We start from the raw sequence: 24,029 nt of genomic DNA, 5'->3' as shown, positions 1-24,029 counted from the left end.
AACGTCGCTGGTGTACGAGTTCTCAGCTGGAGGAAGTCATGTCGGACATCCCGCTATTCGTCCCGATCCGGATAGGCGCGTCGTTCCTGTCGCTGCGCCTGTTCCGGACCCCTTCGGGCACGAGGACCGCGGTCGCCTTCTCGTCGTCGGCGCGCCTGGCCGAGGTGCTGGGCGCCGAGCAGCCGTGGACGCGGATCAGCGAGCCGGGGCTGCGCGGCCTGCTCCAGGACCTGGGCGTCGTCGGCGTCGTGGTCGACCCCACCGTCACTCCCGTTCAGCGGGTGGCGTGATGTGCGTTCTCGAGCAGGATCAGGCGTCTGGCGCCCTGGCCACGCCCGGGACCGGCCCCTGGTCGGCGGGCACCCGGTTCGAGCCCGGCGGCGGCGCGACGGTCGGCGGCGTGGCCATGACGGAGATCGCGGCCCGGTTCGGCACTCCCGCGTACGTCATCGACGAGACCGACCTGCGCGAGCGGTGCCGCGCGTACCGGGCGGCCCTGCCGGGGGCCGAGGTGGTGTACGCGGCCAAGGCGTTCCTGTGCCGGGCCATGGCGAGCTGGATCAGGGAGGAGGGTCTCGGGCTGGACGTCGCGTCCGGGGGTGAGCTCGCCGTGGCCCTGTCCGTCGGTTTTCCGGCCGAGCGGATCGTCTTCCACGGCAACGCCAAGACGCCGCGGGAGCTGTCCGCCGCGCTCGACGCGGGGGTGGGTCGGATCGTGGTGGACACCCTCGCCGAGATCGGCCACCTGGCGGCGCTGGTTCCCTTCGGGCGGCGGCAGAAGATCCTCATCCGGGTGATTCCCGATGTGGACGCGGGGGCGCATCCCGCGATCCGCACCGGCGGGGAGGATCAGAAGTTCGGGCTGTCGATCGCCTCGGGGGCCGCTGGGGAGGCGGTCGCGCGGGCGCTCGGGCAGAGTTCGCTCGAGCTTGCGGGGCTGCACTGCCATCTCGGGTCCCAGATCGTCACGCCCGAGCCGTACGAGCGGGCGGCGCGCACCCTGATCGAGCAGCTGGGCCGGATCAGGGACGCGCATGGGGTCGTGCTGCCCGAGCTCGATCTGGGCGGCGGCCACGGCATCGCCTACCTGGACGGGGAGCAGGGCCTGGATCTGGAGAGTTACGCCCGCCGCGTCGGCGACGCCGTCCAGGCGCACGCCGCCTGGCTCGGGCTGCCCGCCCCGCGCCTGATCATCGAGCCGGGACGGGCCGTCAGCGGCCCCGCCGGTCTCACCCTCTACCGCGTCATCGCCGTCAAACGAGGCCTGTCCCGCGTCTTCGTCGCCGTCGACGGAGGAATGAGCGACAACCCCCGCCCCTGCCTGTACGGCGCCAGGTACACCGCCCGCCTGGTGGGCAGGCGCTCCAGCGAAACGACCCGTACGGCGACCATCGTCGGCCACCACTGCGAGGCGGGCGACACCCTCGCCGAGGACGCCGAGCTGCCCGCCGACGTCCGCCCCGGCGACCTCATCGCGGTCGCGGCCACGGGCGCCTACCACCACTCCATGGCCTCCACCTACAACATGACCGGCCGCCCGCCCGTCGTCGCCATCGCGGCGGGATGCGCCCGCCTGGTGGTCCGCCGCGAGGAACCCGACGACCTGATGCGCCGGGATGTGGGCTTGTAGAGCGCAGGCCAGAGGTGAGATGAGAGCGCCCTGGCAGCAGTCCTCAGAAACCGGCCATATGGACCCGATAGACGAAAACCGGACAATCTTAGTCAGCTACAATTACTGACTACAGGTGGATATATGGCAATTATGTGCGCAATATGTTAACAATCGTTGGGATGCATCCTGGGCACCACCTCCGCAAAGGAATGAATTTTGGACAGCCCGAATGATCCCGATCTGCTGGCCCACCTCCGCGAGGACGCCGGAGCCGCGCTGGAAGGTGTCGCGGACCTGGTTGAGCGAGTAGGAGGTCCCACAGACCTCGCCCAGGCGATTCGTTCCGATTTGAAAGCATTAGTCGATTTAGAACTAATCGTTCCCATTGTCGCACCCGTGAGCGCGGGTAAGTCGACGATCGTCAATGCCATCGTGGGAGCGGACCTGCTGCCCTCTCGGGGCACGGCCATGACCACGTTACCGACGAGGATCGTGCTCGACCCCGCCACAACGGCGCCGGTACTGCGACTGGCCGGCGAAACCGTCGAGGTGTTGAAGCAGATCAGCGGCGAGGTGGCGGCCTCGTCCCAGCGGGAAGTACTCACCGGGCGCAATCAGCTTCTCAGCCAGTTCGACGTCATCGTGTCCGGGGCGGCCGAGGCCTGGCGCGCCGAGTACCACGGTTCCGCCGCCATCCGCGACGCTCTGACGCGGATCAACGATCTCATCCGGATCGCCGAATACTTGGGCGGGAACGCTCCAGGGCAGCGGATCCAGCAGCTGCCGTCCCTGTATGTCCCCTACGACTCCGGAACGGACTCCGACGTCGGCCGGGTCGTGCTGGTCGACACGCCCGGCAACGACGATCGCGTCCTGGAGTCCCGGCTCACCGGCGTCGTGGCGCAGCAGCTCGCGCAGGCGCACATGGTCGTGGTCGTGCTGAACTTCACCGCCATGGACAACACCGCCGAGGGGAAGATCCGTGATCTGGTCGAGCCCGCCGTACGCGATCTAGGTTCGGACAAGCTCTTCGCGGTGGTGAACAAGGTCGACGCGCGTCGTGCCGATCGGGATCTGGACGAGCACGGAGTGGCCGCGTTCGTCGGGATGAGCTTGGGAATCCCGCCGGAACGGCGCGATCGCATCGTGGAGACCAAGGCCCTGTGGGCCTTGCAGGCCTCCCGCCTCCTGGCGGCCCTCGATCGGGCCGGCGACCAGTTTGACCCGCGGAACGATCCAACGGCGCAGGAGTTCCTCTCGGGGTTGTACACCGACGAAGTGGAGCGTGATCACCGGCTGCGGGCGATCACGCCCGAGGAGCTGAGGATCACCGCCGAGCGCAGATGGATCACCAGCGGCATCCCCCAGATGCTGAAGCTGGTGCTGGACCACTCCCGCCTCCGGCTCCTGCGCACTCTGCTGGACTCCTCGCTGCGACGCGCCGACGGCGGGCTGCATGACTTGGCGGAGTCGGTGCGCGTCACCACGGCGGCGGCCCTGCGCGCGGCGCAGGAGGCCGAGACGCAGCGTGCGGACCTGGACCAGGAACTGGCCGCGACCACGGAGTCGGCGGCCCGCGTGGGGGAGATCGAACGGTTCACGAACGACGGCCCGGCGATCATCCAGGAGGCATTGGCGCGTGGGAACGCCGTGATCGAGGCGATTCGGGGCAACAGGAAGTTCAAGTCGAAACGAAAAGTGAAGGATTTCATCGAGAGCAAGTCCGAATACCCCCGGCAGCGCCTCCAAGTGATTCTGGACGAGACGCAGCAAGCGCTCTCCGAACGAGTCCGCCAGGCGGAGCGGGACCCCGCGGCCGATTCCGGCCTGAACGGTGACCTCGCGCAGCGCGCGGCGGGGCACCTGAGCAGGGCCGTACCGGAACCGCCCGCAGTGAACGGGACGATCGGACGGGTGGAACTCGGATGGGTCAGCATCCGATGGGCGTGGGACAGCGACGAGAAAGAGAACGAATGGGGTGATACAGAAAAAAGATATGAATCCGACCTGTATTCCGTGCGAAAAACGCTGAGCCGCGTTTTCGGCGAAAAGGTCGAGCAACTCAGGCAGCAGGCAGCCGCGAACACAGAAGCCATGAACAGACAGTTCGCCGAGTACGCGGGCGCGATGCTCACACTCCTTTCGGACTACGAGGCGGCCCTGATCGCGCAGCGCGATGAGCGGGCTCGAACCGCGGCCCGGCAGCGTACGGAGATCGCCGAGACGGGCCGCCAGACCATGGACGACATCCAGGCGCGGCGCGGCCGGATCACCGCCTACCTCGATCACCTGAGCGAGCTGTCATGACCATCGACCTCGCGGCGTACCGGAATGACGTCGCGGCGCTCAAGGGCGACGCGCCCGGCCTTGAGGACCGTGTGCTGCTCGAGGTGGCCAATCGGTTCGGCGTGATACGCGACCTGAACGCCCACAGCACCGCGGAGTCCCTACCGCGCCGTATCCTGTCCGCTCTCGTGGGTGAGGACCGGGAGCGGCAGATCCGCTCGATCGGGCTGCTCAACGACAACCAGGAGGCATTGGTCGAGTGGGTGACCGGAATCGCCGACCAGGCCGCCGTCACCGCGTTCTGCCTTGAGCGCGTCGCGCGGCACCTGGCGCACGTGCGCGCGACCGCCGAGGCGGCGCACGCCAATTCCCTGCAGGCGCTGGGTGAAGTGCGGGAACTCGCGGGCATCGTCTCGCGCATCGCCGCCGAGTGCGAACGCCGGCTGCGTGACCTGGAGAACGACCTGGCCCACCTCCGCCGGCGGGTCGACGCCCGGCACGAGCTCGACCTGGTTCTGAGCCGCTGGACGCTGACGGACCGAGAGCTGCCCTGGCTGTGCCGGCTCGTCCTCCTGGCGCGGTCACTTGCGGCCGGACCGTGCGGTCACGCCGAACGGGTCGACGGCGACCGCACCGCTCGCGACATCCTGGCGGCCCGCGTCGTCGAACGCCGCCAGCCGGCGAACGGTCCGCGCCTGGCGAGCATTCATGTCCATCTCGATGAGATGATCGCCCGGCTCGGCACCCCCCAGCGGTGCGAGATCGCGGCCTGGCTCCTGGAATCCACCGTTCCCGAGCCGTTGGCCCTCCGGCGCGGCCCCCTCACCGCCACGATCGTCTTCGCCGCGGAGTTGGCCGCGCTTCCGGCGCGGTCCCGCCCGCCCGAGCCGGGTCGTACCGCCGTCGCCTTGTCGCAGCAGAAATACGGAGCCCCGCCGCACGCGATCTCCCTGGCCGACCTGGTCATCGGGCTTATCGACGAACAGTTCGACGCGGCGGCGGAGTCGGCCCGTGGGTGAGACGGAGGAGGGTGGGGAATTGGCGTGGCTGGGGCAGGCGGCGGCGGAGATCGCCGATCGGCCGTTGCCCGCCGCGCCGTTGGCGGGTCCCGAACCGCCGCGGCCCATCGCGGACGTGGACCTGCCCCCGATCGGGCTGGTCCTGGCGGGTGGTGGGGCGAAGGGCGCCTACCAGGTGGGCGCGGTACGGCTTCTCGCCGAGGTGGGCCTGCGGGCGGCTGGGTTCGCGGGGACCAGCATCGGAGCGCTGAACGCGGCCGTACTGGCGGGACAGCCGGATCTGACGTCGGGCGCCGCGGTGCTGGCCGGCACCTGGCGGGAGGCGACGTCGGCGGCGGGGACCGCGATGGCGCCACCGGGTGCGGAAGGCGTCGTCGAGGTGGGCGACCTTGATCAGGTGGGGTCGCTGCTCGACGGGCTCGGTGGTCACGTCCTGCGCCCCGGGTTCATCGACGCACTGGTCGAACGGCACGTGCGAGGGTTCCTGCATCCGGTGTGGGTGAGTGCTTTCCCTGCCCTGGACCCGGAGATCGTGGGTCGGCACTGGGCTTGGGCCCTCGATGGGGTCCGCGTCGCCGCGGGCGTCCGGTGTGAGTGGATCGGCCTGCATGAGCGCGGACTGGCGGACGCCCGAACGGCTGTCCTGGCCAGCGCCGCCTTGCCGCTGCTCTTCCCGCCTCGCCGCCTGGACGGCGGTGTTTACCGGGATGGATGGTATGCGGACAATATTCCGGCGGGTGCGCTATTAGCCCATACCGACCTTGATCCGATCTTCGTCGTCCATCTGTCCACCGGGGAACTGTGGGACCACCGAGACCTGCGAGGAAGGAGCGTCCTGGAAATCCGGCCATCGCGCCCCCTCACGCCACCCGGGCGCACGTTCGCCGCCCTGCTCGACTTCACACCGCGACGTTTCGCGGCCCTCGCCGCTCTCGGCTATCACGACGCCGCCGGAGTCGTACGCCGCTGGCTTGGCCCGCGACTGGCCACCCACCGGCTGCGCACCACCGTCATGCGGGCCGTCGAAGCCGTCGCCGCCCTCGAGAACCACGATTACGAGATGTGACGTCTCCTCCGATCAGCGGGTCTGACATCATCACCACACGCTTGCCGAAATCTGGGAGTATCGGCACATGTCTGAACGGGCCACGGTCGATGCCTCCCAGGAGATTCCCCCTTCGGAGTGGGGCCGGCGGGAGCCGGTGGCGGCGGTGGGGCCGTGGATGTTCGCCGTTGTCGTCGGGCTGCTGGTGGTCGGGCGGTTGGTGTTCGCCCAGTATCTGACGGCTCCGGCGTTGCAGGCGTGGGCGACGATCTTCGTGGCCATCTGCGTGCAGGCGTTGCCGTTCCTGGTTTTCGGGGTGCTGCTGTCGGCGGCGATCACCGCGTTCGTGCCCGCCTCGTTCTGGACCAGAGCACTGCCGCGGCGGCCCGTTTTGGCGGTGCCGGTGGCGGGGGCTGCCGGGGCGGTGCTGCCCGGGTGCGAGTGCGCGTCGGTGCCGGTCGCCTCGGGGCTGATGTCGCGGGGGGTGACCCCGGCGGCGGCGCTGGCGTTCCTGCTGGCCTCCCCGGCGATCAATCCGGTGGTCGTCGTAGCGACGGTGGTGGCCTTCCCCGGGCAGCCGATGATGGCGGTGGCCCGGTTCGGGGCGTCGCTGGTGGTGGCGGTGCTGGCGGGGTGGGTGTGGCTGCGGTTCGGCCGGGCCGAATGGCTGCGCATCCCCGCGCGCGCGACGGGCGAGGGGTCGAAGTGGCGGAACTTCCAGGACGCGATGGGGCATGACTTCCTGCACGCCGGTGGGTTCCTCGTCGTCGGCGGGGCCACCGCGGCGACGATGAACGTGATCGTGCCGCGGTCGTGGCTGGAGTCGGTGGCGGGCGTGCCGGTGCTCTCGGTGCTGGCGCTGGCCGCGCTGGCGGTGATCCTGTCGATCTGCTCGGAGGCGGACGCGTTCGTGGCCGCCTCCCTGACCGCGTTCTCACCGACCGCGAAGCTGGCGTTCCTGGTGGTGGGACCGATGGTGGACCTGAAGTTGATCGCTTTGCAGGCGGGGACCTTCGGGCGGCGGTTCGCCGCCCGGTTCATCCCGCTGACCTTCGTTCTCGCGGTGATCGTCAGCATGGCGGTCGGAGAGGTTCTGCTTTGACTGCTCCCCGCCCTGAAGGATGGGGGATTCCTGGCTCAAGCTGCCTGCCGGGACGGCGTCCCGGCAGGTCTTACACCGTCAACACCAGCCGGGGCCAGACCAGCCCGGGCGAGCATCACGTAGGCAGAGTTCTTGTCCCTGGGAGAGGAGACTCCGCACGCGGTACACGCGTAGGTACGTTCGGAAAGGGGAAGTGCGTGCTTGGTTCTCGCTCCGCACTGCGCACAGTCCATCGTGGTGTGCGCGGGGTGCACGAGCCGGACGTCCCGCCCGTGCTTGCGGCCCATCTCGATCAGTGCCCGCTTGGTGGCGCCGATCGCCGCGTCGGCGGCCTTCCTGGCCATGGTGGTCTTGGCGAGGAACTTCGGCCGGAAGTCCTCCACCGCGATGGCGTCGTGGTCGCGAACCACCTTCCTGGCCCACTTGCGGCCGGTGTCGGTCCGCTGGCGGGCCACCTTCTTGTGCAGCTGGGCAACCTGCCGCTGCGCCTTTCGGTAGCCCTTGGACTGCGCCTTGCCCTTGGGCCGTTGGCGGCGCGCCATCATCCGCTGGTACCGGGCGAGCTTGCTTGCGGCGTTCTTGCCGTGCTCGGCATGCGCAAGGTCGTAGGCGTCGGAGGTGGTGGTGGCGGTCTCCTTGACGCCCCAGTCGATGCCGATCACGCGGCCGGTGGCGGGCAGCGGCCGCACCTGGGCCGCAACCACGAAGCTCGCATACCAGTGGCCGACACTGTCGCGGTACACGCGCACCGAGGACGGCTGCGCGGGCAGCTCCCGCGACCACACCACCGTCACGGCGATCCCGCCCGCCAGGTGCAGGCGGCCGCCGGTCAGCCGAAACCCGTTACGGGTGTAGTTCAGCGTCGGATCCGACCCGCGCTTCTTCTTGTATCTCGGCATCCCGGCCCGCTGCCTGATCGGCAGCCGGTCCTTGATGTCCTTCAAGGCTTTGGCACGGGACTTGCCGAAGTCCCGGATGATCTGCTGCTGCGGGACCGACGATCCCTGGGCCAGCCACGGTGTGCGGGCGCGGGCCTCGGTCAGCATCTGGTCCAACCGTGCCGGACCGCAGGTCAGCTTGGCCTGGCCCGCGGGCAGGTTCTGATTGACGGCGTGGACCTGCTTGGACTTGGCGACGGACTCGTTCCAGATCCACCGGCAGCGCGCCCACTCGGCTTCCAGGGCGGCAAGCGCGGCCTGGGACACACGCAGCCGGTAGGTGTACCGAGCGTGCCCGGCATCCCCCGCCTGCGACCTCGACATGTTCAGCACCCTATCGGGAAGGACCGACAAACTCTGATGCGCGCTTGGCGCCCACAGCTGTCCCGGCTTCGCCGGGCCACCCCAAGCGGGGTCCGAATTCCTCCCGGCCCTGAAGGACCGGGCTTCCTCCGGAGGTCTCGGTGAACAGGCTGACGCAGAGCATGATCCTGGTGTTGCTGGGCGGGGCGGTGTTGCGGATCACGACGCTGTCCACCACATACCTGAACTACGTGAAGCCGGGGTTCCGGCCGTTCCTGATCGCGGCGGGCGCGGTGGTGTTCGTGCTGGGCGTCGTCGGGCTGATCCAGGAGTGGCGGGGATCCACGCAAACGGATCATCACCACCATCATGGGCACGCGCCGCGGGTGGCCTGGCTGCTGACGTTGCCGGTGTTCGCGATCTACCTGATCGCGCCGCCCGCGCTCGGCGCGTTCTCCGCCAAGTCGGAGGAGGCTCCGGCCCAGCCGGTTTCCGCGCTGGACGCGTACGACGTTCTGCCCGCCGGAAAAGTCAACGACATGACCCTGGGCGAGTTCATCGGGCGTGCCTGGGGTGATTCGTCCAAATCGCTGTCAGGGCGGCAGGTGAAGCTCACCGGCTTCGCCGTGCCGTCGGCGAAGAAGAAGGACCGGTGGTATGTGGCCCGGATCCAGATCGCCTGCTGCGCGGCCGACGGGATCGCGCTGAAGGTGGCCGTTCTGGACGCCGCCATGCCGCCGGAGAACTCGTGGGTCGAGGTGACCGGCACCTGGCGGGAACCCAAGTCCGGCAAGCTTCCGGTCGGGACCGTCGCGCCGGAGCTGGACGCCGTCTCGGTCACCGGGATTCCCCAGCCGGTCGAGCCCTACGAGTAGGCGCTCGACGCCAAGACGATCTCGGCCACCCCTAGTCCGCGCCGAACTCGCCGTCCTCCGGGCGGAACGTCAGCTGGAACGAGTTACCGCGAGGATCGGCAGGTAAAGGACGAAGCGGGCGCCTCTGGGGCTGTCCTCGATGTGCAGGGTTCCGCCCAGGGCTTCGGCGATCTGCCGGGCGATCGGCAGGCCGAGTCCCGCGCCTCCCGCGTCCCTGGTGCGGGCCGCGTCCAGCCGGGTAAAGCGCTGGAAGACCAGTTCCCGCTGGTGCGGGGGGATGCCGGACCCGTCGTCGAGCACTTCCAGCACCGCGACGCCGTCAGGGAACCGCTGGTCGTCACTCGGGTCGCCCGGCTGCTTCCGCACGGTGACCTTGATCGTGGTGCTCGCGTGCCGTTCGGCGTTCTCGACGAGGCTGGCGAGCAGGCGGGCCAGCTGGGAGCAATCCCCCGCTACCCACACCTCCGGGTCGAGCGCGTGCTCGATCCGCTTGGTCGTGCGGCGCGCCCGCAACTCGGTGGCGACGAGGGTGGACAGGGCGATGGGCTCGCGCACGTCCGGCGCCCCGGAGTCCAGCTTCGCCATGGTCGCCAGGTCGCGCGTGATCGCCTGCAGGCGGTCGAGGCCACCCATCAGGGTCTTCCCCAGCCTGGTCACGCTGGTCTCCTGGGGGGCGTAGAGCGCGTCCTCGACCTCGGCGCGGATGGCCGTGATCGGGGTGCGCAGGTCGTGGGAGACGTCGGCGACCATCTGGCGCTGCTGTTTCAGCGCGGTGTGCAGGCGGCTCAGCGTGTGGTTGACGCTGGTGGCCAGGTCGTGGATCTCGTCGTCGGTGGGCGGCACCGGCACCCGGCGGTTGGGGCAGGCCGCGTTGATCTCGTCGAGCTCCGAGCTGATGGCCCTCACCGGCCGGAGCGAGGCGGTGGCGACGCGGTTGCCGAGATAGGTGATGCCCACGGCGAGCAGCGCCACGGCTCCCCCGATCAGCGCGGCCAGCTGCGGATCCACCCACGGGGAGATCGTCGGGGAGGAGGCGTACACGATCCAGTGCTCAGCTCCGCGATGGACCCGCTGAGCGACCACGATGTCGCACTGGCCGGACGGGAAGACCCCACCACACACGACGGTGGTGGCGACTTTCGCGGGCATGAAGGTCGTCATGGCCGGTTTGCCCTGAAGTTGCGGGGTCGAGGCGACCACCGCGCCCCGCGCGTCGACGACCTGGATGTTGCGATGCGGGTGATCGGCGAGCGGGTACTGCAGCCGCCCCTGCCCCATCTGGGTGGCCACGCGCTTCCCGGCCGCGGCGACCTCCTCCGTGAGGGCGCCGACCGTGAACCGGTCGAGCGTGACCATGAGGACGGTGACCAGGGTGGCGCACAGCAGAGCCGCCACCGTACCGGTGAACAAAGTGATACGGGATATGATCGAGATTTTGCGTCTCGCATTCATTACCGTGCCCCCCTGCCAGTTAATCACATGCCGCTCCCCCGAGCGGGGGAGCGTGCGCCCCGCTCCGGCGCGATGTGCCGGGTGAGCCCAGCGGCGAGTGTGCGGGTATGACCCTTCACCGAGCGGCGCCGCTGCTGCTCATCCCGTTTCTCGCCGCCTGCGCGGCGAACGCTGATCCAGGCGCGGTGAGTTCGCCCAGTCCGTCGGCCGGTCTCGCGGTGTTCCGCGAGCTGGCCCAGTGCCTGCGCGCGAACGGCGCGCCGAACTTCCCCGATCCGACCGTCGACGCCCAAGGCGAGATCAAGATGGAGAGCTCGCGGCCATCGCCACCGGCTCCGCCGAGGTGATCCGCACCGACGTCGCGCAGCGTGGCCAGGTCAACGGCACGCTGTCCTACGAAGGCGACTACCAGGTGCGGGGGGCGGGCGGGACGATCACCCGGCTGCCCGCTCTCGGGGCGGTCATGACCCGCGGCCGCACGCTGTATGAGGCGGGCGGGCGCGGGATCCGGCTCATGTACGGCTCCCGCCCCGCCTGGCGCCCGCTGTCGCTCGGCATGACCGACGGCACCGACGTCCAGCAACTGGAGGCCAACCTCCGCGCGCCCGGCTACGAAGGCCTCACGGTCGACCGGCATTTCTCCCTCGCCACCTACTACGCGGTCCGCCGCTGGCAGCACGACACGCGCCTGCCCGTCACCGGCAACGTCCCGCTCGGCCAGGTCGTGTTCCTGCCCAGGGCACTGCGGGTGAGCGGGCACGACGCCCGGCTCGGCGAGCCGGCCCAGGGCCGGGTGCTGCACGGCACCAGCGCGGTGCCCGCCGTCACCGTGCAGCTCGACCCCGCCCAGATGTCCGGCGTCAAGGTGGGCGACCGGGTGCGGATCACGCTGCCGGACGGCTCGGCCAAGGACGGCCGGGTGAGCCGGGTCAGCCCCGTGGCCACCGCCACGACAGGGTCGGACGGGCAGGTGTCGTCGACCGTGCCGATCACGATCCGGCTGCCGGGCAAGACCCCGCAGGGGCTGGACCAGTCGCTTGTCCTGGTCGCGGTCACCACCCAGGTGCACGAGGACGTGCTGGCCGTGCCCATCGTGGCGCTGCTGGCCCGGCCCGGCGGGGAGTTCGCGGTCGTGGTGGACGGACGGCCGCCAGGTGCCGGTGCGGGTCGGGCTGTTCGACGAGACGGCCGGGCTGGTCGAGGTCGACGGCGTGAGCGAGGGCACGATGGTGGAGGTGCCTGCCGGATGAACGCCGTCCTGGAGTTGCGCGAGGTGTGGAAGGTCTATCCCGGGGAGCCGCCGGTGGAATCGGTCCGGGGGATCGATCTGACGGTGCGGGAAAGCGAGATGGTCGCGGTGCTCGGCCCGTCGCGGTCGGGTAAGTCCACGCTACTGCATCTGATGGCCGCGCTGGATTGGCCCACGTCCGGGTCGGTGCGGCTGGCCGGACATGCCGTACAGGAGCTGGGTGACCGGGCGCTGGCCGGGTTGCGGCCACCATGCGGACACGATCTGGATGCCCTGATCGTCGAGCCTGGTGCCCTGGAGCGAGACCATGGGTCCCGCCTCCCGCTGCGCCAGGAACAGCAGGCCGGGTATCCCCAGCCCGGGGTTGTCGGCGCTGATCCTGCTGATGGTGAGGCTGAGAATCTTCGAGTCCTGGCTGGCCAGGCTCTGCAGGCGGTTCCGCAGGTCGGAGTCGCCCAGCAGCGACGGCACGTAGACACCCAGCAGGACCGCCTCCACCACCAGCACGGCCGCCGCCGTCACCAGCACATACGACGCGGCCATCCGGCGCCTGAGGCCCATGTCCGCAGCGTAACGCCCCGGCGGGGCTCGCTCCTCCCCCGCGAGGGGGACCTAGCGGGTGGAGGCGACGAGCGGTTCCGCGACCGTCTCGGGGGTGCGACGGCGGGCGGCCGGGACCAGGAGCGCCAGGCCGACGGTGACCGCCGAGGTCACGGCCACCAGGACGAAGGCGCTGGTGAAGCCGATCTCGTAGGGCAGGCCGCCCGTCATGAGATGCGCGGTGATGGTGGTGCTGACCACGGCCGTGCCGATCGAGCCGCCGATGGTGCGGATGTTGGCGTTCATGCCGCTGGCGGCGCCGGTCTGGTGGGCCGGGACGCTCTGCACGATCAGGTTGGTCATGGCGGCGTAGGCCAGGCCGAGGCCGAAGCCGAAGATCCCGCCGGCGGTCGCCAGCTGCCACGGCTGGTCGTGGAAGACGGCGAAGGAGACGCACGTCAGGACGCTGAGCATCGAACCGAGCACCAGTTGCCCCTTGACGCCGACGATCGGGGCGATCGGACCGCTGAGGACGCCCGCGACGGCCATGGTGACGAGCATGGGCAGCATCAGCAGCCCGGCTTCGGTGACGCTGGAGCCGAGGCCGTAACCGGTGGCGGACGGGATCTGCATGAACATCGGCAGGAACGCGTAGACCGGGAACATGCTCGCCCCGAACAGCAAAGCCGTCAGGTTGGTCGTCCAGACCGCCGGCAGGCGCATCATGCGCATGTCGATCAGCGGGTGCGGCGAGCGAAGCTCGACCCGGATCCACAGCGCGAGCAGGGCCGCGGCGACGGCGAGCAGCCCGATCGTGGCGGGCGAGCCCCAGCCCCACGACGAGGCTTCGCTGAGCGGGATCAGCAGCGCCACCAGCCATCCCGACAACAGCACGGCGGCCAGCCAGTCGATCCGCCCGGGGGTGCGCACCGGGGACGCAGGGACGTACCGGTGGGTCAATATCGCGGTCACCCCGACGATGATCACCGGGAGCCCGAACAGCCACCGCCAGTTCAGCGTTTCGACGATCGGACCGGCCAGAACGATGCCCAACCCGCCTCCCACCGCGATCACGGCCGACAGGACGCCGATCATCGAGGGCACCCGCCGGGGCGGGAACTCGTCGCGGATGATGCCGAACGCCATGGGGAAGACGGCTCCGCCAAGCCCTTGGATCACCCGGCCCGCGATCAATACCCCGATGTTCGGGGCCAGCGCGGCGGCCAGGCAGCCGACCGCGATCGCGCCCAGGGCGATGAGCAGCGTGCGCTCCTTGCCGATCATGTCGCCGATCCGGCCGAGCAAGGGTGTCGCGACAGAAGCCGACAGCAGCCACGCGGTCAGTACCCAGGTCACGGTGCTCTGGCTGGTGTTCAGGTCGTGCTGGATGGTGGGCAGCACGGGGCTGACCAGGGACTGCAAAATCGAGAAGGAGGCCACGGCGGCCGAGAGCACCACAAAGGTCAGCCGTGTAGACGAGGTCGTGCGTGTCATTAAGAATCCTTCGACGCGGAGAGCGCGGGATGATCGATACCTGCGACAGGCCTCGGTGAAATACGCCTGCTAAAGTTGAGGTATGCCTCCACAATAGCGGAGGCATACCTCCGGTACAAGTCGCGGTCCAGGTCAAGGGAGGAAGACGATGACAGACAAAGCGACCGCGGGCCCCGGCGTCGCGGTGCGCCGCCCGCACCGGGCCGACGCGCGGCGCAACTTCGACGCCCTGCTCAGCGCCGCGCGCGAGGCGTTCGCCGAGAAGGGCGCCGAGGCCTCGCTGGAGGACATCGCCCGCCGCGCGGGCGTCGGGATCGGCACGCTCTACCGCAATTTCCCGACCCGCCAGGACCTGTTCGAGAGCGTGTACGTCGGCGAGGTCGAAGACCTCTGCGCCGCGGCGAAACAGGTCGCCGAACTCCCCCCGTGGGAGGCCCTGGTCACCTGGCTGCGCCGTTTCGTCGCGTACGTGGCCACCAAGCGGGCCATCTACGAGGCGCTCAACCGCGAGTCCGAGATGTTCCGTACCTGCAGGGTCGCCATGTACGGCGCGGGCGAGCCCCTGCTCACCCGGGCCCAGCAGGCCGGCGAGGCCCGCGCGGACGCCAGCTTCGACGACGTGCTGCGGCTGGTCAGCGGCATCACCGCCGGCGCCTTCGCGGACGAGGAGCAGCGCGAACGGGTCCTGGGAATCGCCCTCGACGGCGTCCGGGCACGCCCCGCCTCATGAGGGCCGCGTTCCGGGAGAAATCGGTGGTCGCACGGTCATCCTGATGCCACGCTCGAACGGTGGATAAGCCGGAAATTTCCGCACACGGTGCTGAGCAGCCGCCCGGGAATGGCAAACCGCCCGAGCGGTTCACGATCGATGACCTGATGCCGGGCGCGGAAGGGCCGCGCGACTGGCGGCGATTACCCCGGCTGGTGAGGACTTCGTTCCGGCTCGCCTGGCGAGCGGCACCCCGGGAGTTGCTGATCTCCTGCGGGCTGCAGGTGTTCAACGGGGTGGCCACCTTCGTCCAGCTGCTGATCGGACGTGAGGTGCTGCAGGCCCTGCTGGGGAGTACAGGGCTGGGCCCTGTCATCCCGAGCGTGGTCGCGCTGGTGCTCGTGGGGGCCTTGCAGCGGTTCGCGACGGCCGCCGAGCAGGAGCAGAGCGAGCTGCTCAGGGAGCTGGTGACGCAGCACGCCCAGAGCAGCGTCCTGGACGTCGCGGCGCGGATCGACCTGGCGGAGTTCGAGTCCCCGGCGTTCTTCAACCGCCTCCAGCGCGTGTCGATGGGCGGGGGAATGCGGTCCATGGAGATGGTGCACGGCCTGTTCGGACTGGCCCGGGCGGCGGCGGGAGCGGCGGGCGCGGTGGCGGTCCTGCTGGTGCTGCAACCGCTGCTGGTGCCGCTGCTGGCCGTCACCGCGCTGCCGCTGTGGATCGTCACCAGGAAGAACAGCCAGGACACGTTCCGGTTCTTCGTCGGGATAACGGCGCTGGAGCGGGCGCGGCACTACCTGGCCAGCCTGTTCACCGACCGGCAGTCGGTCAAGGAGGTGCGGGCGTTCGGTCTCGGCGGCTACCTGCGCGGCCGGTACGACCGGCTGGGAGCCGAGCGCGTCCGCGAGTTGCGCGCGGTGACCAGGCAACGGCTGCGCCGTTCCCTGCTCGGCGGTGTCAGCTCGGCGTTCCTCACCGGAGTGACGTTCGCGGTGCTCGCCTGGCTGTACGTCAGCGGCCGCCTGGACCTGGCCTCGGCCGGGGTGGCCGCGGCGGCCCTCACCCAGATGGCGGGCACGCTCGCCATGACCGGGATGAGCGTGGCGCACCTGTACGGGGCGTCGCTCTTCGTCCAGGACTACGAGGAGTTCCTGGCGCAGGGGTCCGCGATCCCGCGAGAGCGGGGCACGCGCCTGCCCGCATTCCGGGAGCTCCGGGCCGAGGGGGTCACCTTCGTCTACCCCGGCAGCACGGCGCCGGCGGTGCGGAACGTGTCGCTGACGATCAAGGCCGGGGAGGTGATCGCGCTGGTCGGCGAGAACGGCTCCGGCAAGACGACGCTGGCCAAGCTGCTCGCCCAGCTCTACCGCCCGACCTCGGGGCACATCTGGTGGGACGGCACGGACACCGCCACCTGTGACGAGGAAGCGCTCCGCGACTTCATCACCGTGATATTTCAGGACTTCGTCAAGTACCACCTGAGCGGCAGGGAGAACATCGGTTTCGGCCGTCATGAGCGGCTGGACGACCTCGAGGCGATCCGGGATTCCGCGCGCCTGGCCGATGCCGACGAGTTCCTCTCCCGCCTGCCGGAGGCGTACGAGACGGTTCTCGGCAAGGAGTTCACGGGGGGCACGGACCTGTCGGTCGGGCAGTGGCAGCGGGTCGCGCTGGCGCGCGCGTTCTTCCGCGACGCGCCGTTCATCGTGCTCGACGAGCCCACCGCGTCCCTCGACGCGCGCGCCGAGCACGAGTTGTTCCAGCGGATCCGCGACCTGTTCCGGGGCCGTACGGTGCTGCTCATCTCGCACCGGTTCTCCACCGTGCGGTCGGCCGACCACATCTACGTGCTGCACGGCGGCGAGATCGAGGAGCGCGGGAGCCATGAGGAGCTGATGGCCTCCGGCGGGCGTTATTCGGAGCTTTTCACTCTGCAGGCGGCGGCGTTTCTGGATCCTGAGGCGGGACGTTGAAGTTGTCGCGGAAGACGTTGGCGGGGTCGTAGCGGAGTTTCAGGTCGCGTAGCCGCCGCAGGGTGCCGGTGGGGTAGGCGTCGGTGAGGCGCTCGGGGCGCAGGTCGGTCTCGAAGTTGATGTAGAGGCCGGTGAAGTGGTGGTGCATCGCGTCCCAGACCCGGTCCAGCCCGGTGCGGCTGGGGCCGAAGGCGACGACCTGGAAGTTCGCCGCGCGGTGGGCGTAGGCGGTGGCGTCGGGGGCGACGTCGGCCACGGCCCCGCCGACCGAGCGGATCTGGAAGAAGTAGGACTCCCCGCTCATGATCAGTTCCGTCGCGGCGGCGGCGAACTCGGGGGTGATGTGGCCGACGAGTCCGGAGCGGGTCACGGGTTCGCCCTGCGCCTGGTGCGTGGCCGGCGGGGCCGCCATGACCGCTGTATATGGCAGGCGCTGGACGGCGTGGTCCAGCAGCGGCCCGGCATCGGCCAGCGGCTGGATCCTGTCGATGATCGTGTCGGTGTCGTCGCTGTCGACCATGGCCATGACCTGGGCGATGACCGGCTGACCCGGCCGCGGCCGCCCGATGATGAGGAAACTGGTGAGATCCCGTGGCGCGGCCTCCACCGCGGCCCCCCAGCGTTCCAGGAACCCGGCGGTGTCGCCGGCGTCGAACACCAGCTGGCCGAATCCCACGTCGCCGACCTCGTCCGCCTCGAACTCGAAGGAGGTGACGATGCCGAAGTTCGCCCCCGCGCCGCGCACCGCCCAGAACAGGTCGGGGTTCTCGGTCTCGCTGGCGCGGGTGAGGGCGCCGTCGGCCAGGACGATGTCGACGGCGCGCAGGTGGTCGATGGTCAGGCCGTGCTCGCGGACCATCCAGCCGATGCCGCCCGAGGTGGCGAGGCCGCCGACGCCGACCCCGCCGTAGTCGCCGGAGCTGAGCGCCCACCCGTGCGGGGCGAGCGCGGCGGCGACCTCGCTCCATCGGGCGCCCGGCTCGACGCGGATCCTGCGCGTCTGCTTGTCCAGGATCTCGATCTGGTTGAGTGCCGCCAGGTCGATGACGATGCCGCCGCGGTTGGTCGACCGGCCGCCGATGCCGTGCCCGCCACTGCGGATCGACAGTTTCACGGGTTGCCGCCGGGCGAAGGCCAGCGCGTCGGCCACCTCGGTCACGGTGCGGGGCCGCAGGACTAAGCCCGGCGAGCCGCCCCGCAGGTAGGTGGACCGGACGGCGGCGTATCCGGGGTCGTCCGGTTCGATCGCCGCGCCCGCCAGGGAGGCCGGGACGCCGTCGTAGTCGATGTCCGCGCTGCGGCGACCGCGGCTGCGGATGGTGGTGGGCTGGGGGCCCTCGCCGGTCGCGCGTACGGAACGTTCGGCGGCGACCAGTTCCCGCAGCGTGGGGGCCACCTCCTGGCCGAAGGTCTGGATGGTGCCGGGGTCGTCGCCCATGACGATGTAGCCGGAGAATCCGTACTCCAAGGTCAGGACCGCCAGCTGCTCGGCCCACTCCTGCGGTGGACCGGACAGGAGCCCGTCCCCCGCCGGGCCGAACCGGCCGCCGAGGTTGAGCAGGCGGCGGACCGCCGAGGGGTCGCGCCCGGCCTGGGCGGCGGCCTCGTCGATGATCGCGTTGCTCGCGGCGATCTCGTCCAGGCCGCCCTTCATATACGGCAGGGACGGCAGCCATCCGTCGGCCTTGGCCCCGGTCAGCCGGAGCATTCGCGGCTTGTAGGCCCCCAGCCAGATCCCGATGTCATGCGCCGGGGCGGGACCGCGCTTGGCCCCGTCGACCTGGTAGTACGTCCCGTCCACCCGCAAGATCGAGGTGTTTCCCGCGTCCCAGACGCCGCGGATGATGTCGATGGCCTCGCTCAGGGCCTGCACCCCCTGGCCGGGGGTCAGCCGCCGCCCTCCCATCGCGCCGATCGCGTCCCAGAAGCCGCCCGCGCCCAGGCCGAGCTCGAAGCGCCCGCCGGACAGCAGGTCCAGGCTCGCGGCGGCCCGCGCCAGCACGGCCGGTGGGCGCAGCGGAAGGTTGAGGACATTGGCCGAGAGATGGATGCGCTCGGTCCGCGCGGCGACGTAGGACAGCAGCGTCCAGGTGTCGAGGAACCCCGGCTGGTAGGGGTGGTCCTGGAAGGTCGCCAGGTCCAGGCCCGCGGCCTCCGACGCCCGCGCCAGGTCCACGACCTGCTGCGGCGCGGCGTTCGCCGGGGTGATGAAGGACCCGAAGATCAGGTCGTGGCCGTAGTCGGGCATCCGTCCGCCTCTCGATGCGCTCTGCACCTCAGATGAGTTGTGACACAAACTATATTCATCACAGACGCTTTGTCGAACAGCGCATGTCCGGGTAATATTTCGCCATGACACCTCAGGAGCGGCACGCGGACGGCGACTTCGGCTGGCACCTCGGCGTGCTCCTGTCCGCCTACCACGGCTCGGTGACCCCGCTACTCGGGGAGCTCCCGCACGCCACGCGCGGCTACCAGATCCTGTCCACGGTGGTCCACGGCGACCAGCCCACCCAGGCCGCCCTGGCCGCCCACCTCAGCATCGACCGCACCGTGATGACCTACCTCATCGACGACCTCGTCAAGGCCGGCCTGGTCGAACGGCAGCTGAACCCGGCCGACCGCCGGGCCAGGAAGATCGTCGTCACCCCGCTGGGCGCGAGCACCCTCGCCGAACTCGAACAGCGGGTTCGCAAAGCCGAGGAGAGCCTCCTGGGCGGGCTCGACGAGCGGCAGCGGGCGGCCTTCCGCGACCTGCTGCGCCGCGTGGCCTGCGGTCTCCGCGACATCGAACCGCAGGCCGACCCGTGCGACGCGGCCGAGCACGCCCTGACGGAACTGCCCTGAGCGCGACAGCGTGCGTCGCGCGCGTGATGGCCGAGCACCACGGCCGCCGATCAGACCGTATCCGGCGCCGCCCGGCCGAGGTTCCGGGCAGTCGTTGCTGACCTCGACGCGCAACCGGCCCGGCGGGTAGGCCAGGGTCAGCCGGGCGGGGCCGGTGCCGTGCTTGTGCGCGTGACCGTGACGTGAGGAAGGCATCCTTCGCTCGCCGTATCCGGCGGCTACTGCGGATGGATGACAGTGGCCCGGCGTAAGTGGACCTGTGGGTTGCCGCGCGGCGGTGTTTTCATGAGGTCGGGAGGGAGGGTGAAGCGTGGAAGTCTCGTTCAGCGGGAGCGTCCGGGGATTGTTCGCGGGTGGGGAATGCGGGGAGTTGTACAGCAGTGATGCCTGGTTGGAGCTTCTTGAGCGGGTGGGGCATGAACACCGGTATCTGACCGTCACCGACGGTCCGGGCCGCGCGATGGTGCCGGTGTGTGCGGGAGAGCAGGTCAGGTCCGGCCGTTATGCCGTGGGCCATCTGCTGGCCGGTCGGCTGGCCGCGCGGGAGTGTGTGGTGGCCGCGCCGCAGGCTGGGTACCGCAACGCGCCGAGGCTGGCCGGTGGCTGCACTGCCGCGCTTCTGGCGGGTGGTGTTCTCGACGCCTTTCCGGATCGGGTCACGATCATCCCTTACGTCTCCAGGGACACCGCCGAGGGGCTGCGGGCCGCCGGTGTTCTGGTGGAACCGCTGGTCAGCGATGCGTGGTTGGAGCTTCCCGGGAGCGGGTTCGAGGACTACGCGCAGTCCCTGGCGCCGAAGCGGCGGCGTATGGTCCGGGCCGAGATGCGTGCCGCGGCGGAGTCGGGGGTGCGCTATTCCGTCGCGGATCCGATGGATCGCGCGGACGAAGCCGCCGATCTCTTCGTCGGTCAGATGCGGAAATATGACGCTAACTACCGGCGGCCAGCCAGCGACTACGTCGAATATCTCAAGGAATGCGCCGGTCTCCTGAACGGCTTCATGATCACGGCTCGGTTTCGGGGTTCCCTTCTCGGGTGCGCGGTGTTCTTCCTTCACGGCGGCACGCTCTGGGGGCGGATGCTCGGCATCGATCACCGCCAACCGGAACACCGGCAGGTCTATTTTCAGCTCGTCTTCTACCGGGCCATCGAGCTCGCCTACGAGATCGGCGCGCGGGCGCTGCATCTCGGCATCGGCTCTTACGCGGCCAAGAGACAGCGCGGTGCTGTACTGGAAACGCTGTGGGTGGGTCTGGCCGGAAAGGATCCTGAACTGGTCGCGATCGCCCGCGACGGTGTGCTCGAGCGCCGACAGGCCGACGCGGCGGAATCACCTGGTCAGCAAGCGCTGTGCGCGCCTACGTAGGCGTCCTCGCCGGACCGGTTTTCCGCCGTTACTACGCCGCCCAGTCGGCCTCGATGCTCGGGGACGCCTTCGCCCCCACGGCGATCGCCCTCTACCTGGTCGGGACCGGTGACGACGGACGCCGGCTCAGCGCCTTCCTCGCCGCGGTCACCCTGCCGCGCCTGGTCGTCACGCTGGTCGGCGGCGTCCTGGGGGACGCACTCCCGAAGCTGCCGCTGCTGGTGGCCGGATTCCTCGCGCGCGGCTGCCTGCAGCTCGCCACCGGCCTGCTGTTCCTCCTCGACGGCCCGCTACCGGCGGCCCTGCTCTGCCAGCTGCTGTACGGCACGGTCGCGAGCATCGTGTTCCCCGTGGGCTTCGCCTACCTGCCGGTCTGCGTCGGCGAGCGGGACCTGGGCCCGGCCAACGGCCTGCTCGCGAGCACGCTTAACCTGGCGAACATCATCGGCCCGACGTTCGTCGCCCTGATCGCTCTGATCGCCCGGAACGCGGCCTGGGCGATAGTTCTCGATGGGATCACCTTCTTCGCCGCCGCGCTGCTGATGCGCGGCCTCCCCAGGGGCGCCGCGACGGGCGGGATCAGCCTTGGCGGCGGAATCGCGAGCCTGCGCGCCGGGTGGGACGCGCTGCGGCGGGTCCGCTGGCTGCTGCTGGAGACCAGCGTCTCCGCCTCGATGCTGTTCTTCGTGACGGCGCCGTTCATGGTGTTCGGCCCGTCGCTGGTCGAGTCCCACGGCTCCGGCGCGTGGGCGCTGGTCATGACCGCGTTCGGCGTGGGCAGCGTGCTCGGCGGCATGGCGGCGGGTGCGACCAGACCCTCCCGGCCGGTCCTGTGGGCCGGAGCCGGTCTTGGCCTGCTCGCCTTCCCTCCGCTGGCCCTGGCCCTGGACCAGCCCTTCTGGATCATCTGTGTCGCGGAGGCCGGAGCCGGTGTCGGGATCGCCGCCTATTCGGTGCTGATGTCGGCATCGATCCAGCAATCCGTGGAGCCCGGGCTGATGGCCCGGGTCAGCTCGGTCTCCTCGGCCGGATCGTTCGTGCTGTTCCCGCTCGGTCTCCTGGCCGCCCCCGTTGCGGGCGAGGGGGTTGGCCAGGCTGGGGTACTGCTGTTCGGCGGCTTGTGGGCGGTCGCGGGGACGCTGATCCTGGTGGCCAGCCGCGACGTGCGCGCCTACCGCGCGGAGGGACCGTGAACTGGACGTCGTCGCCGTCGATCGACGCCGCCGCGGAGCGGCTGCTTGAGCGTGAGCTGGAGCGCTCGGCCGCGTGGCTGCTGGCCGAGGAGGGCAGGGTCGCGGACCGCCAGCACTACGTGACCGTCCATGCCGAGGACGGTCAGGCGATCGGGATGGCGGCCTGCTACCTGGTCCCCCGCGCCGGAACGCATCGCGCGTACCAGCCGACTGAGGTCCTGCTCGGCGCGCGAGCCGAGCAGCTCGCCCGGCGCGACGAACTGGAACGCCTCGCCGCGCTGCGGAGCGTCGCCGCAGACCGGTGCGGCGACACGCTGGTCGTCGTGGCGCCGGGCACGGCCACGGCATCGGGCGTGGTCCTCGCGTGTGATCAGGGAAAGGCGATCGCCGAGACGCTGGCGCGCGCGGTGGAATCGGTCGCGCGATCCTGGGGAGCCACCCATGTGGAATTCGCCCATCTCCAGGCCACGGGTCAGGACCGGTGGATCGCCGAGGTCCTCGCCGCGCGGGGCTACGCCGACGCGCTGGTCGGAGCCAACGCCGTTCTGGACGTGACGTTCCCCAGCCTGGACGCCTACTTCGCCGGTTTCACCGCCAACCGGCGCAAAGTGCTGCGCAAGGAGCGCCGCCGCTATCTCGATGAGGGCCATCGGGTGTCGGCGGGCACCGGTCTGACCGACGACCTGGTCCCGCTCCAGCTGGAGCGCTACCTGAGGTACGGCTTCGAAGCCGACGCCCACGCCGTCCGGGATCGTTTCGCCCGCGCCCGCACGATCCCCGGACTCCACGTGGTGCGGGCGGACGGCCAGGACGGCCCCGCCGGATTCGTCGCCTGCTACCACGACCGGCATCGCGCCCGCCTGGTGCCCCGGCTGGGCGCCTTCGGCGGCGACCGGAGCGGGGTGTACTTCAATCTCGCGTTCTACGAGCTGATCAGCCACGCCATCGAGATCGGCGCACGGTCGATCCACTACGGCACGCACTCCTACGAGGCGAAGACCCACCGGGGCTGCCGCCTCGAACGCCTCCACACCCGCATCCTCGCGCTGGACGGCGACCAGGACTGGGTGGAGGACGCGGCGGCGCTGCGCGGCGGGCTGGAGGAGTCCGAACTCGCCCGCCACCAGAACGGGGACCAGGGTGCCTGACACGATCACCACGGTGCTCTTCGACGCCGCCGGAACGCTCTTCGACCTCGACCCCCCGCTGGCCCGGCTGATAGCGGACGAGGTGACCCACGTGTGTGCGTGGCAGGGCAGGCGTCTCGTCCGGGGCGCCGACGAGGTAGCAGTGCCTGACCAGCCGGCGGTCCCGCAGTGCGGCGGCGTTCCGGCGGCGCAGGTGGAGATCGAGCGCGCGATCGGCCTGGTCGGCACGTCCGAGGGCTGGCCCGACGACCAGGGTTCGGCGCACGCGCGCGTCGAGGCCTGGTCCCACTTCGTCGGGAACGTCCTGCGCGCGGCCGGTCAGTCGCACCCGGAGCCGCGGACGATCGCCCAGAAGATCCTGGACCCGACCCGATATGCCCTGTTTCCGGAGGCGCGGCCGGTGCTGGACCTGCTGACCGCCGCCGGTATCAGGATCGCCGTCGTGTCCAATTTCGACGACCTGCTGTACGAGATCCTCGACGCCACCGGCATCACCGGCTATTTCCCGCTCATCGTGACCTCGTACCGTTTCGGTGCCTACAAGCCCGACGCGTCGATCTTCCGATACGCGCTCGACCAGACGGGCTCACTCCCCCACGAGACACTCCACGTGGGCGACTCCCCGTACTCCGACATCGGTGGCGCGACGGCGGCGGGGATTCACGGCGTGCTGGTGGACAGGACCGGCCGGCACCCCGGTTTCGCGGGCACGCGAATCCCATCCCTGACCGGCGTGGTGCCGCTAGCCCTGCTTTCCGCAGGTCACCATACTTGATCAGTTCTGATTACCGCTGGTGCCGATCAGCTATAGCAGCTGACCTGCGACGAAGTGCCGAGTGCGGAAAACGGGGCAAGCCGGGGTGGCTATTGACGAGCCG

At 70.1% G+C, this 24,029-nt stretch carries 22 protein-coding genes and 2 pseudogenes; 17 read left to right on the top strand and 7 right to left on the bottom strand.

Annotation, left to right across the window (positions count from 1 at the left end; all coding sequences use genetic code 11):
* Positions 1-38: 38 nt before the first annotated feature.
* From Aple_RS16905 to Aple_RS16880, 6 genes are all read left to right on the top strand, one after another.
* The gene (locus Aple_RS16905) at positions 39-290 is read left to right on the top strand and encodes an SAV_915 family protein (protein WP_155345566.1); all 252 of its coding nucleotides are present in this window, start codon (positions 39-41) and stop codon (positions 288-290) included.
* On the top strand, positions 290-1,630 hold the full coding sequence (gene lysA / locus Aple_RS16900) for a diaminopimelate decarboxylase (RefSeq protein WP_155345565.1): 1,341 nt from the start codon (positions 290-292) through the stop codon (positions 1,628-1,630). Before Aple_RS16905 ends, lysA begins: the two co-directional genes overlap by 1 nt.
* Positions 1,631-2,008: 378 nt before the next feature.
* Positions 2,009-3,919: a dynamin family protein gene (locus Aple_RS16895; protein WP_170321519.1), complete on the top strand. Its 1,911-nt coding sequence runs from the start codon at positions 2,009-2,011 to the stop codon at positions 3,917-3,919.
* Positions 3,916-4,917 carry a diguanylate cyclase regulator RdcB family protein gene (locus Aple_RS16890; protein ID WP_155345563.1) on the top strand — a complete coding sequence of 334 codons (1,002 nt, stop codon included), beginning with the start codon at positions 3,916-3,918 and terminating at the stop codon, positions 4,915-4,917. Before Aple_RS16895 ends, Aple_RS16890 begins: the two co-directional genes overlap by 4 nt.
* Positions 4,910-5,983: a patatin-like phospholipase family protein gene (locus Aple_RS16885; RefSeq protein WP_155345562.1), complete on the top strand. Its 1,074-nt coding sequence runs from the start codon at positions 4,910-4,912 to the stop codon at positions 5,981-5,983. The genes Aple_RS16890 and Aple_RS16885 overlap by 8 nt, the downstream gene beginning before the upstream one ends.
* Before the next feature lie 67 nt (positions 5,984-6,050).
* The gene (locus tag Aple_RS16880; protein ID WP_155345561.1) at positions 6,051-7,064 is read left to right on the top strand and encodes a permease; all 1,014 of its coding nucleotides are present in this window, start codon (positions 6,051-6,053) and stop codon (positions 7,062-7,064) included.
* Positions 7,065-7,099: 35 nt separating this feature from the next.
* Here the strand turns inward: Aple_RS16880 and Aple_RS16875 are convergent, their stop codons facing one another.
* Positions 7,100-8,326, bottom strand: coding sequence for an RNA-guided endonuclease InsQ/TnpB family protein (locus tag Aple_RS16875; protein WP_155345560.1), 1,227 nt, complete (start codon positions 8,324-8,326; stop codon positions 7,100-7,102).
* 140 nt (positions 8,327-8,466) lie between these two features.
* Here Aple_RS16875 and Aple_RS16870 point away from each other — a divergent pair, with 140 nt between their 5' ends.
* Complete coding sequence (locus Aple_RS16870; protein WP_155345559.1) at positions 8,467-9,180, top strand: TIGR03943 family putative permease subunit; 714 nt, start codon at positions 8,467-8,469, stop codon at positions 9,178-9,180.
* Between the two features lie 69 nt (positions 9,181-9,249).
* Here the strand turns inward: Aple_RS16870 and Aple_RS16865 are convergent, their stop codons facing one another.
* The gene (locus Aple_RS16865) at positions 9,250-10,590 is read right to left on the bottom strand and encodes a sensor histidine kinase (RefSeq protein WP_170321518.1); all 1,341 of its coding nucleotides are present in this window, start codon (positions 10,588-10,590) and stop codon (positions 9,250-9,252) included.
* Positions 10,591-10,739: 149 nt separating this feature from the next.
* On the opposite strand from Aple_RS16865, the gene Aple_RS16860 reads away from it, so the two are divergent.
* Positions 10,740-10,979, top strand: coding sequence for a hypothetical protein (locus Aple_RS16860; RefSeq protein ID WP_155345557.1), 240 nt, complete (start codon positions 10,740-10,742; stop codon positions 10,977-10,979).
* Between the two features lie 58 nt (positions 10,980-11,037).
* Here the strand turns inward: Aple_RS16860 and Aple_RS54430 are convergent, their stop codons facing one another.
* Entirely contained in the window at positions 11,038-11,190 is a 153-nt protein-coding gene (locus tag Aple_RS54430) for a hypothetical protein (protein WP_246264522.1), read from the bottom strand.
* Between Aple_RS54430 and Aple_RS56265 the strand changes: the two are divergent.
* Positions 11,147-11,281, top strand: a pseudogene (locus Aple_RS56265) (peptidoglycan-binding protein); the annotation flags it as partial. The gene Aple_RS54430 and the pseudogene Aple_RS56265 sit on opposite strands and share 44 nt — an antisense overlap.
* A 5-nt stretch (positions 11,282-11,286) precedes the next feature.
* On the opposite strand, the gene Aple_RS52030 reads toward Aple_RS56265, so the two are convergent.
* Positions 11,287-11,724, bottom strand: coding sequence for a hypothetical protein (locus Aple_RS52030; RefSeq protein ID WP_170321517.1), 438 nt, complete (start codon positions 11,722-11,724; stop codon positions 11,287-11,289).
* Positions 11,725-11,878: 154 nt separating this feature from the next.
* On the opposite strand from Aple_RS52030, the pseudogene Aple_RS56040 reads away from it, so the two are divergent.
* A pseudogene (locus tag Aple_RS56040) lies at positions 11,879-12,037 on the top strand (ATP-binding cassette domain-containing protein); the annotation flags it as partial.
* On the opposite strand, the gene Aple_RS16845 reads toward Aple_RS56040, so the two are convergent.
* Together Aple_RS16845 and Aple_RS16840 are read right to left on the bottom strand one after the other, a co-directional pair.
* Complete coding sequence (locus Aple_RS16845; protein WP_155345556.1) at positions 12,023-12,442, bottom strand: hypothetical protein; 420 nt, start codon at positions 12,440-12,442, stop codon at positions 12,023-12,025. The pseudogene Aple_RS56040 and the gene Aple_RS16845 sit on opposite strands and share 15 nt — an antisense overlap.
* A 51-nt stretch (positions 12,443-12,493) precedes the next feature.
* A complete protein-coding gene (locus Aple_RS16840; protein WP_155345555.1) occupies positions 12,494-13,915 on the bottom strand; it encodes an MFS transporter in 1,422 nt (473 codons plus the stop codon).
* Positions 13,916-14,063: 148 nt separating this feature from the next.
* Between Aple_RS16840 and Aple_RS16835 the strand changes: the two genes are divergently transcribed.
* Positions 14,064-14,645 (top strand): TetR/AcrR family transcriptional regulator, encoded by a 582-nt coding sequence (locus Aple_RS16835; protein ID WP_155345554.1) that lies wholly within the window; start codon positions 14,064-14,066, stop codon positions 14,643-14,645.
* A 59-nt stretch (positions 14,646-14,704) separates the two neighbouring features.
* Positions 14,705-16,597, top strand: a complete 1,893-nt coding sequence (locus Aple_RS16830; protein WP_155345553.1) for an ABC transporter ATP-binding protein — start codon at positions 14,705-14,707, stop codon at positions 16,595-16,597.
* Here Aple_RS16830 and Aple_RS16825 read toward each other — a convergent pair.
* Positions 16,551-18,845: an LLM class flavin-dependent oxidoreductase gene (locus Aple_RS16825; RefSeq protein WP_155345552.1), complete on the bottom strand. Its 2,295-nt coding sequence runs from the start codon at positions 18,843-18,845 to the stop codon at positions 16,551-16,553. The genes Aple_RS16830 and Aple_RS16825 overlap by 47 nt on opposite strands.
* Before the next feature lie 104 nt (positions 18,846-18,949).
* On the opposite strand from Aple_RS16825, the gene Aple_RS16820 reads away from it, so the two are divergent.
* The 5 genes from Aple_RS16820 (at position 18,950) to Aple_RS16800 (ending at position 23,926) form a co-directional block, all read left to right on the top strand.
* Positions 18,950-19,444, top strand: a complete 495-nt coding sequence (locus Aple_RS16820; RefSeq protein WP_155345551.1) for a MarR family winged helix-turn-helix transcriptional regulator — start codon at positions 18,950-18,952, stop codon at positions 19,442-19,444.
* Positions 19,445-19,952: 508 nt separating this feature from the next.
* Complete coding sequence (locus Aple_RS16815; RefSeq protein ID WP_155345550.1) at positions 19,953-20,810, top strand: GNAT family N-acetyltransferase; 858 nt, start codon at positions 19,953-19,955, stop codon at positions 20,808-20,810.
* Positions 20,795-22,003, top strand: coding sequence for an MFS transporter (locus tag Aple_RS16810; protein ID WP_155345549.1), 1,209 nt, complete (start codon positions 20,795-20,797; stop codon positions 22,001-22,003). The genes Aple_RS16815 and Aple_RS16810 overlap by 16 nt, the downstream gene beginning before the upstream one ends.
* Positions 22,000-23,151 carry a GNAT family N-acetyltransferase gene (locus Aple_RS16805; protein ID WP_155345548.1) on the top strand — a complete coding sequence of 384 codons (1,152 nt, stop codon included), beginning with the start codon at positions 22,000-22,002 and terminating at the stop codon, positions 23,149-23,151. Before Aple_RS16810 ends, Aple_RS16805 begins: the two co-directional genes overlap by 4 nt.
* Complete coding sequence (locus Aple_RS16800; protein WP_155345547.1) at positions 23,144-23,926, top strand: HAD family hydrolase; 783 nt, start codon at positions 23,144-23,146, stop codon at positions 23,924-23,926. The genes Aple_RS16805 and Aple_RS16800 overlap by 8 nt, the downstream gene beginning before the upstream one ends.
* Positions 23,927-24,029 lie beyond the last annotated feature (103 nt).

The organism is Acrocarpospora pleiomorpha, from assembly GCF_009687885.1.
GTDB lineage: Bacteria > Actinomycetota > Actinomycetes > Streptosporangiales > Streptosporangiaceae > Acrocarpospora > Acrocarpospora pleiomorpha.
Note: the sequence above shows the minus strand (reverse complement) of the source record. Positions and strands in the feature narration are given on the sequence as shown.

What these genes read in the sequence shown, in the direction of transcription:
- Aple_RS16905 (WP_155345566.1), top strand. Translation starts at nt 39, where the DNA reads ATGTCGGACATCCCGCTATTCGTCCCGATCCGGATAGGCGCGTCGTTC.
- lysA (WP_155345565.1), top strand. Translation starts at nt 290, where the DNA reads ATGTGCGTTCTCGAGCAGGATCAGGCGTCTGGCGCCCTGGCCACGCCC.
- Aple_RS16890 (WP_155345563.1), top strand. Translation starts at nt 3,916, where the DNA reads ATGACCATCGACCTCGCGGCGTACCGGAATGACGTCGCGGCGCTCAAG.
- Aple_RS16880 (WP_155345561.1), top strand. Translation starts at nt 6,051, where the DNA reads ATGTCTGAACGGGCCACGGTCGATGCCTCCCAGGAGATTCCCCCTTCG.
- Aple_RS16875 (WP_155345560.1), bottom strand. Translation starts at nt 8,326, where the DNA reads ATGTCGAGGTCGCAGGCGGGGGATGCCGGGCACGCTCGGTACACCTAC.
- Aple_RS16860 (WP_155345557.1), top strand. Translation starts at nt 10,740, where the DNA reads ATGACCCTTCACCGAGCGGCGCCGCTGCTGCTCATCCCGTTTCTCGCC.
- Aple_RS54430 (WP_246264522.1), bottom strand. Translation starts at nt 11,190, where the DNA reads ATGCCGAGCGACAGCGGGCGCCAGGCGGGGCGGGAGCCGTACATGAGC.
- Aple_RS52030 (WP_170321517.1), bottom strand. Translation starts at nt 11,724, where the DNA reads ATGGGCACGGCCAGCACGTCCTCGTGCACCTGGGTGGTGACCGCGACC.
- Aple_RS16845 (WP_155345556.1), bottom strand. Translation starts at nt 12,442, where the DNA reads ATGGGCCTCAGGCGCCGGATGGCCGCGTCGTATGTGCTGGTGACGGCG.
- Aple_RS16840 (WP_155345555.1), bottom strand. Translation starts at nt 13,915, where the DNA reads ATGACACGCACGACCTCGTCTACACGGCTGACCTTTGTGGTGCTCTCG.
- Aple_RS16835 (WP_155345554.1), top strand. Translation starts at nt 14,064, where the DNA reads ATGACAGACAAAGCGACCGCGGGCCCCGGCGTCGCGGTGCGCCGCCCG.
- Aple_RS16825 (WP_155345552.1), bottom strand. Translation starts at nt 18,845, where the DNA reads ATGCCCGACTACGGCCACGACCTGATCTTCGGGTCCTTCATCACCCCG.
- Aple_RS16820 (WP_155345551.1), top strand. Translation starts at nt 18,950, where the DNA reads ATGACACCTCAGGAGCGGCACGCGGACGGCGACTTCGGCTGGCACCTC.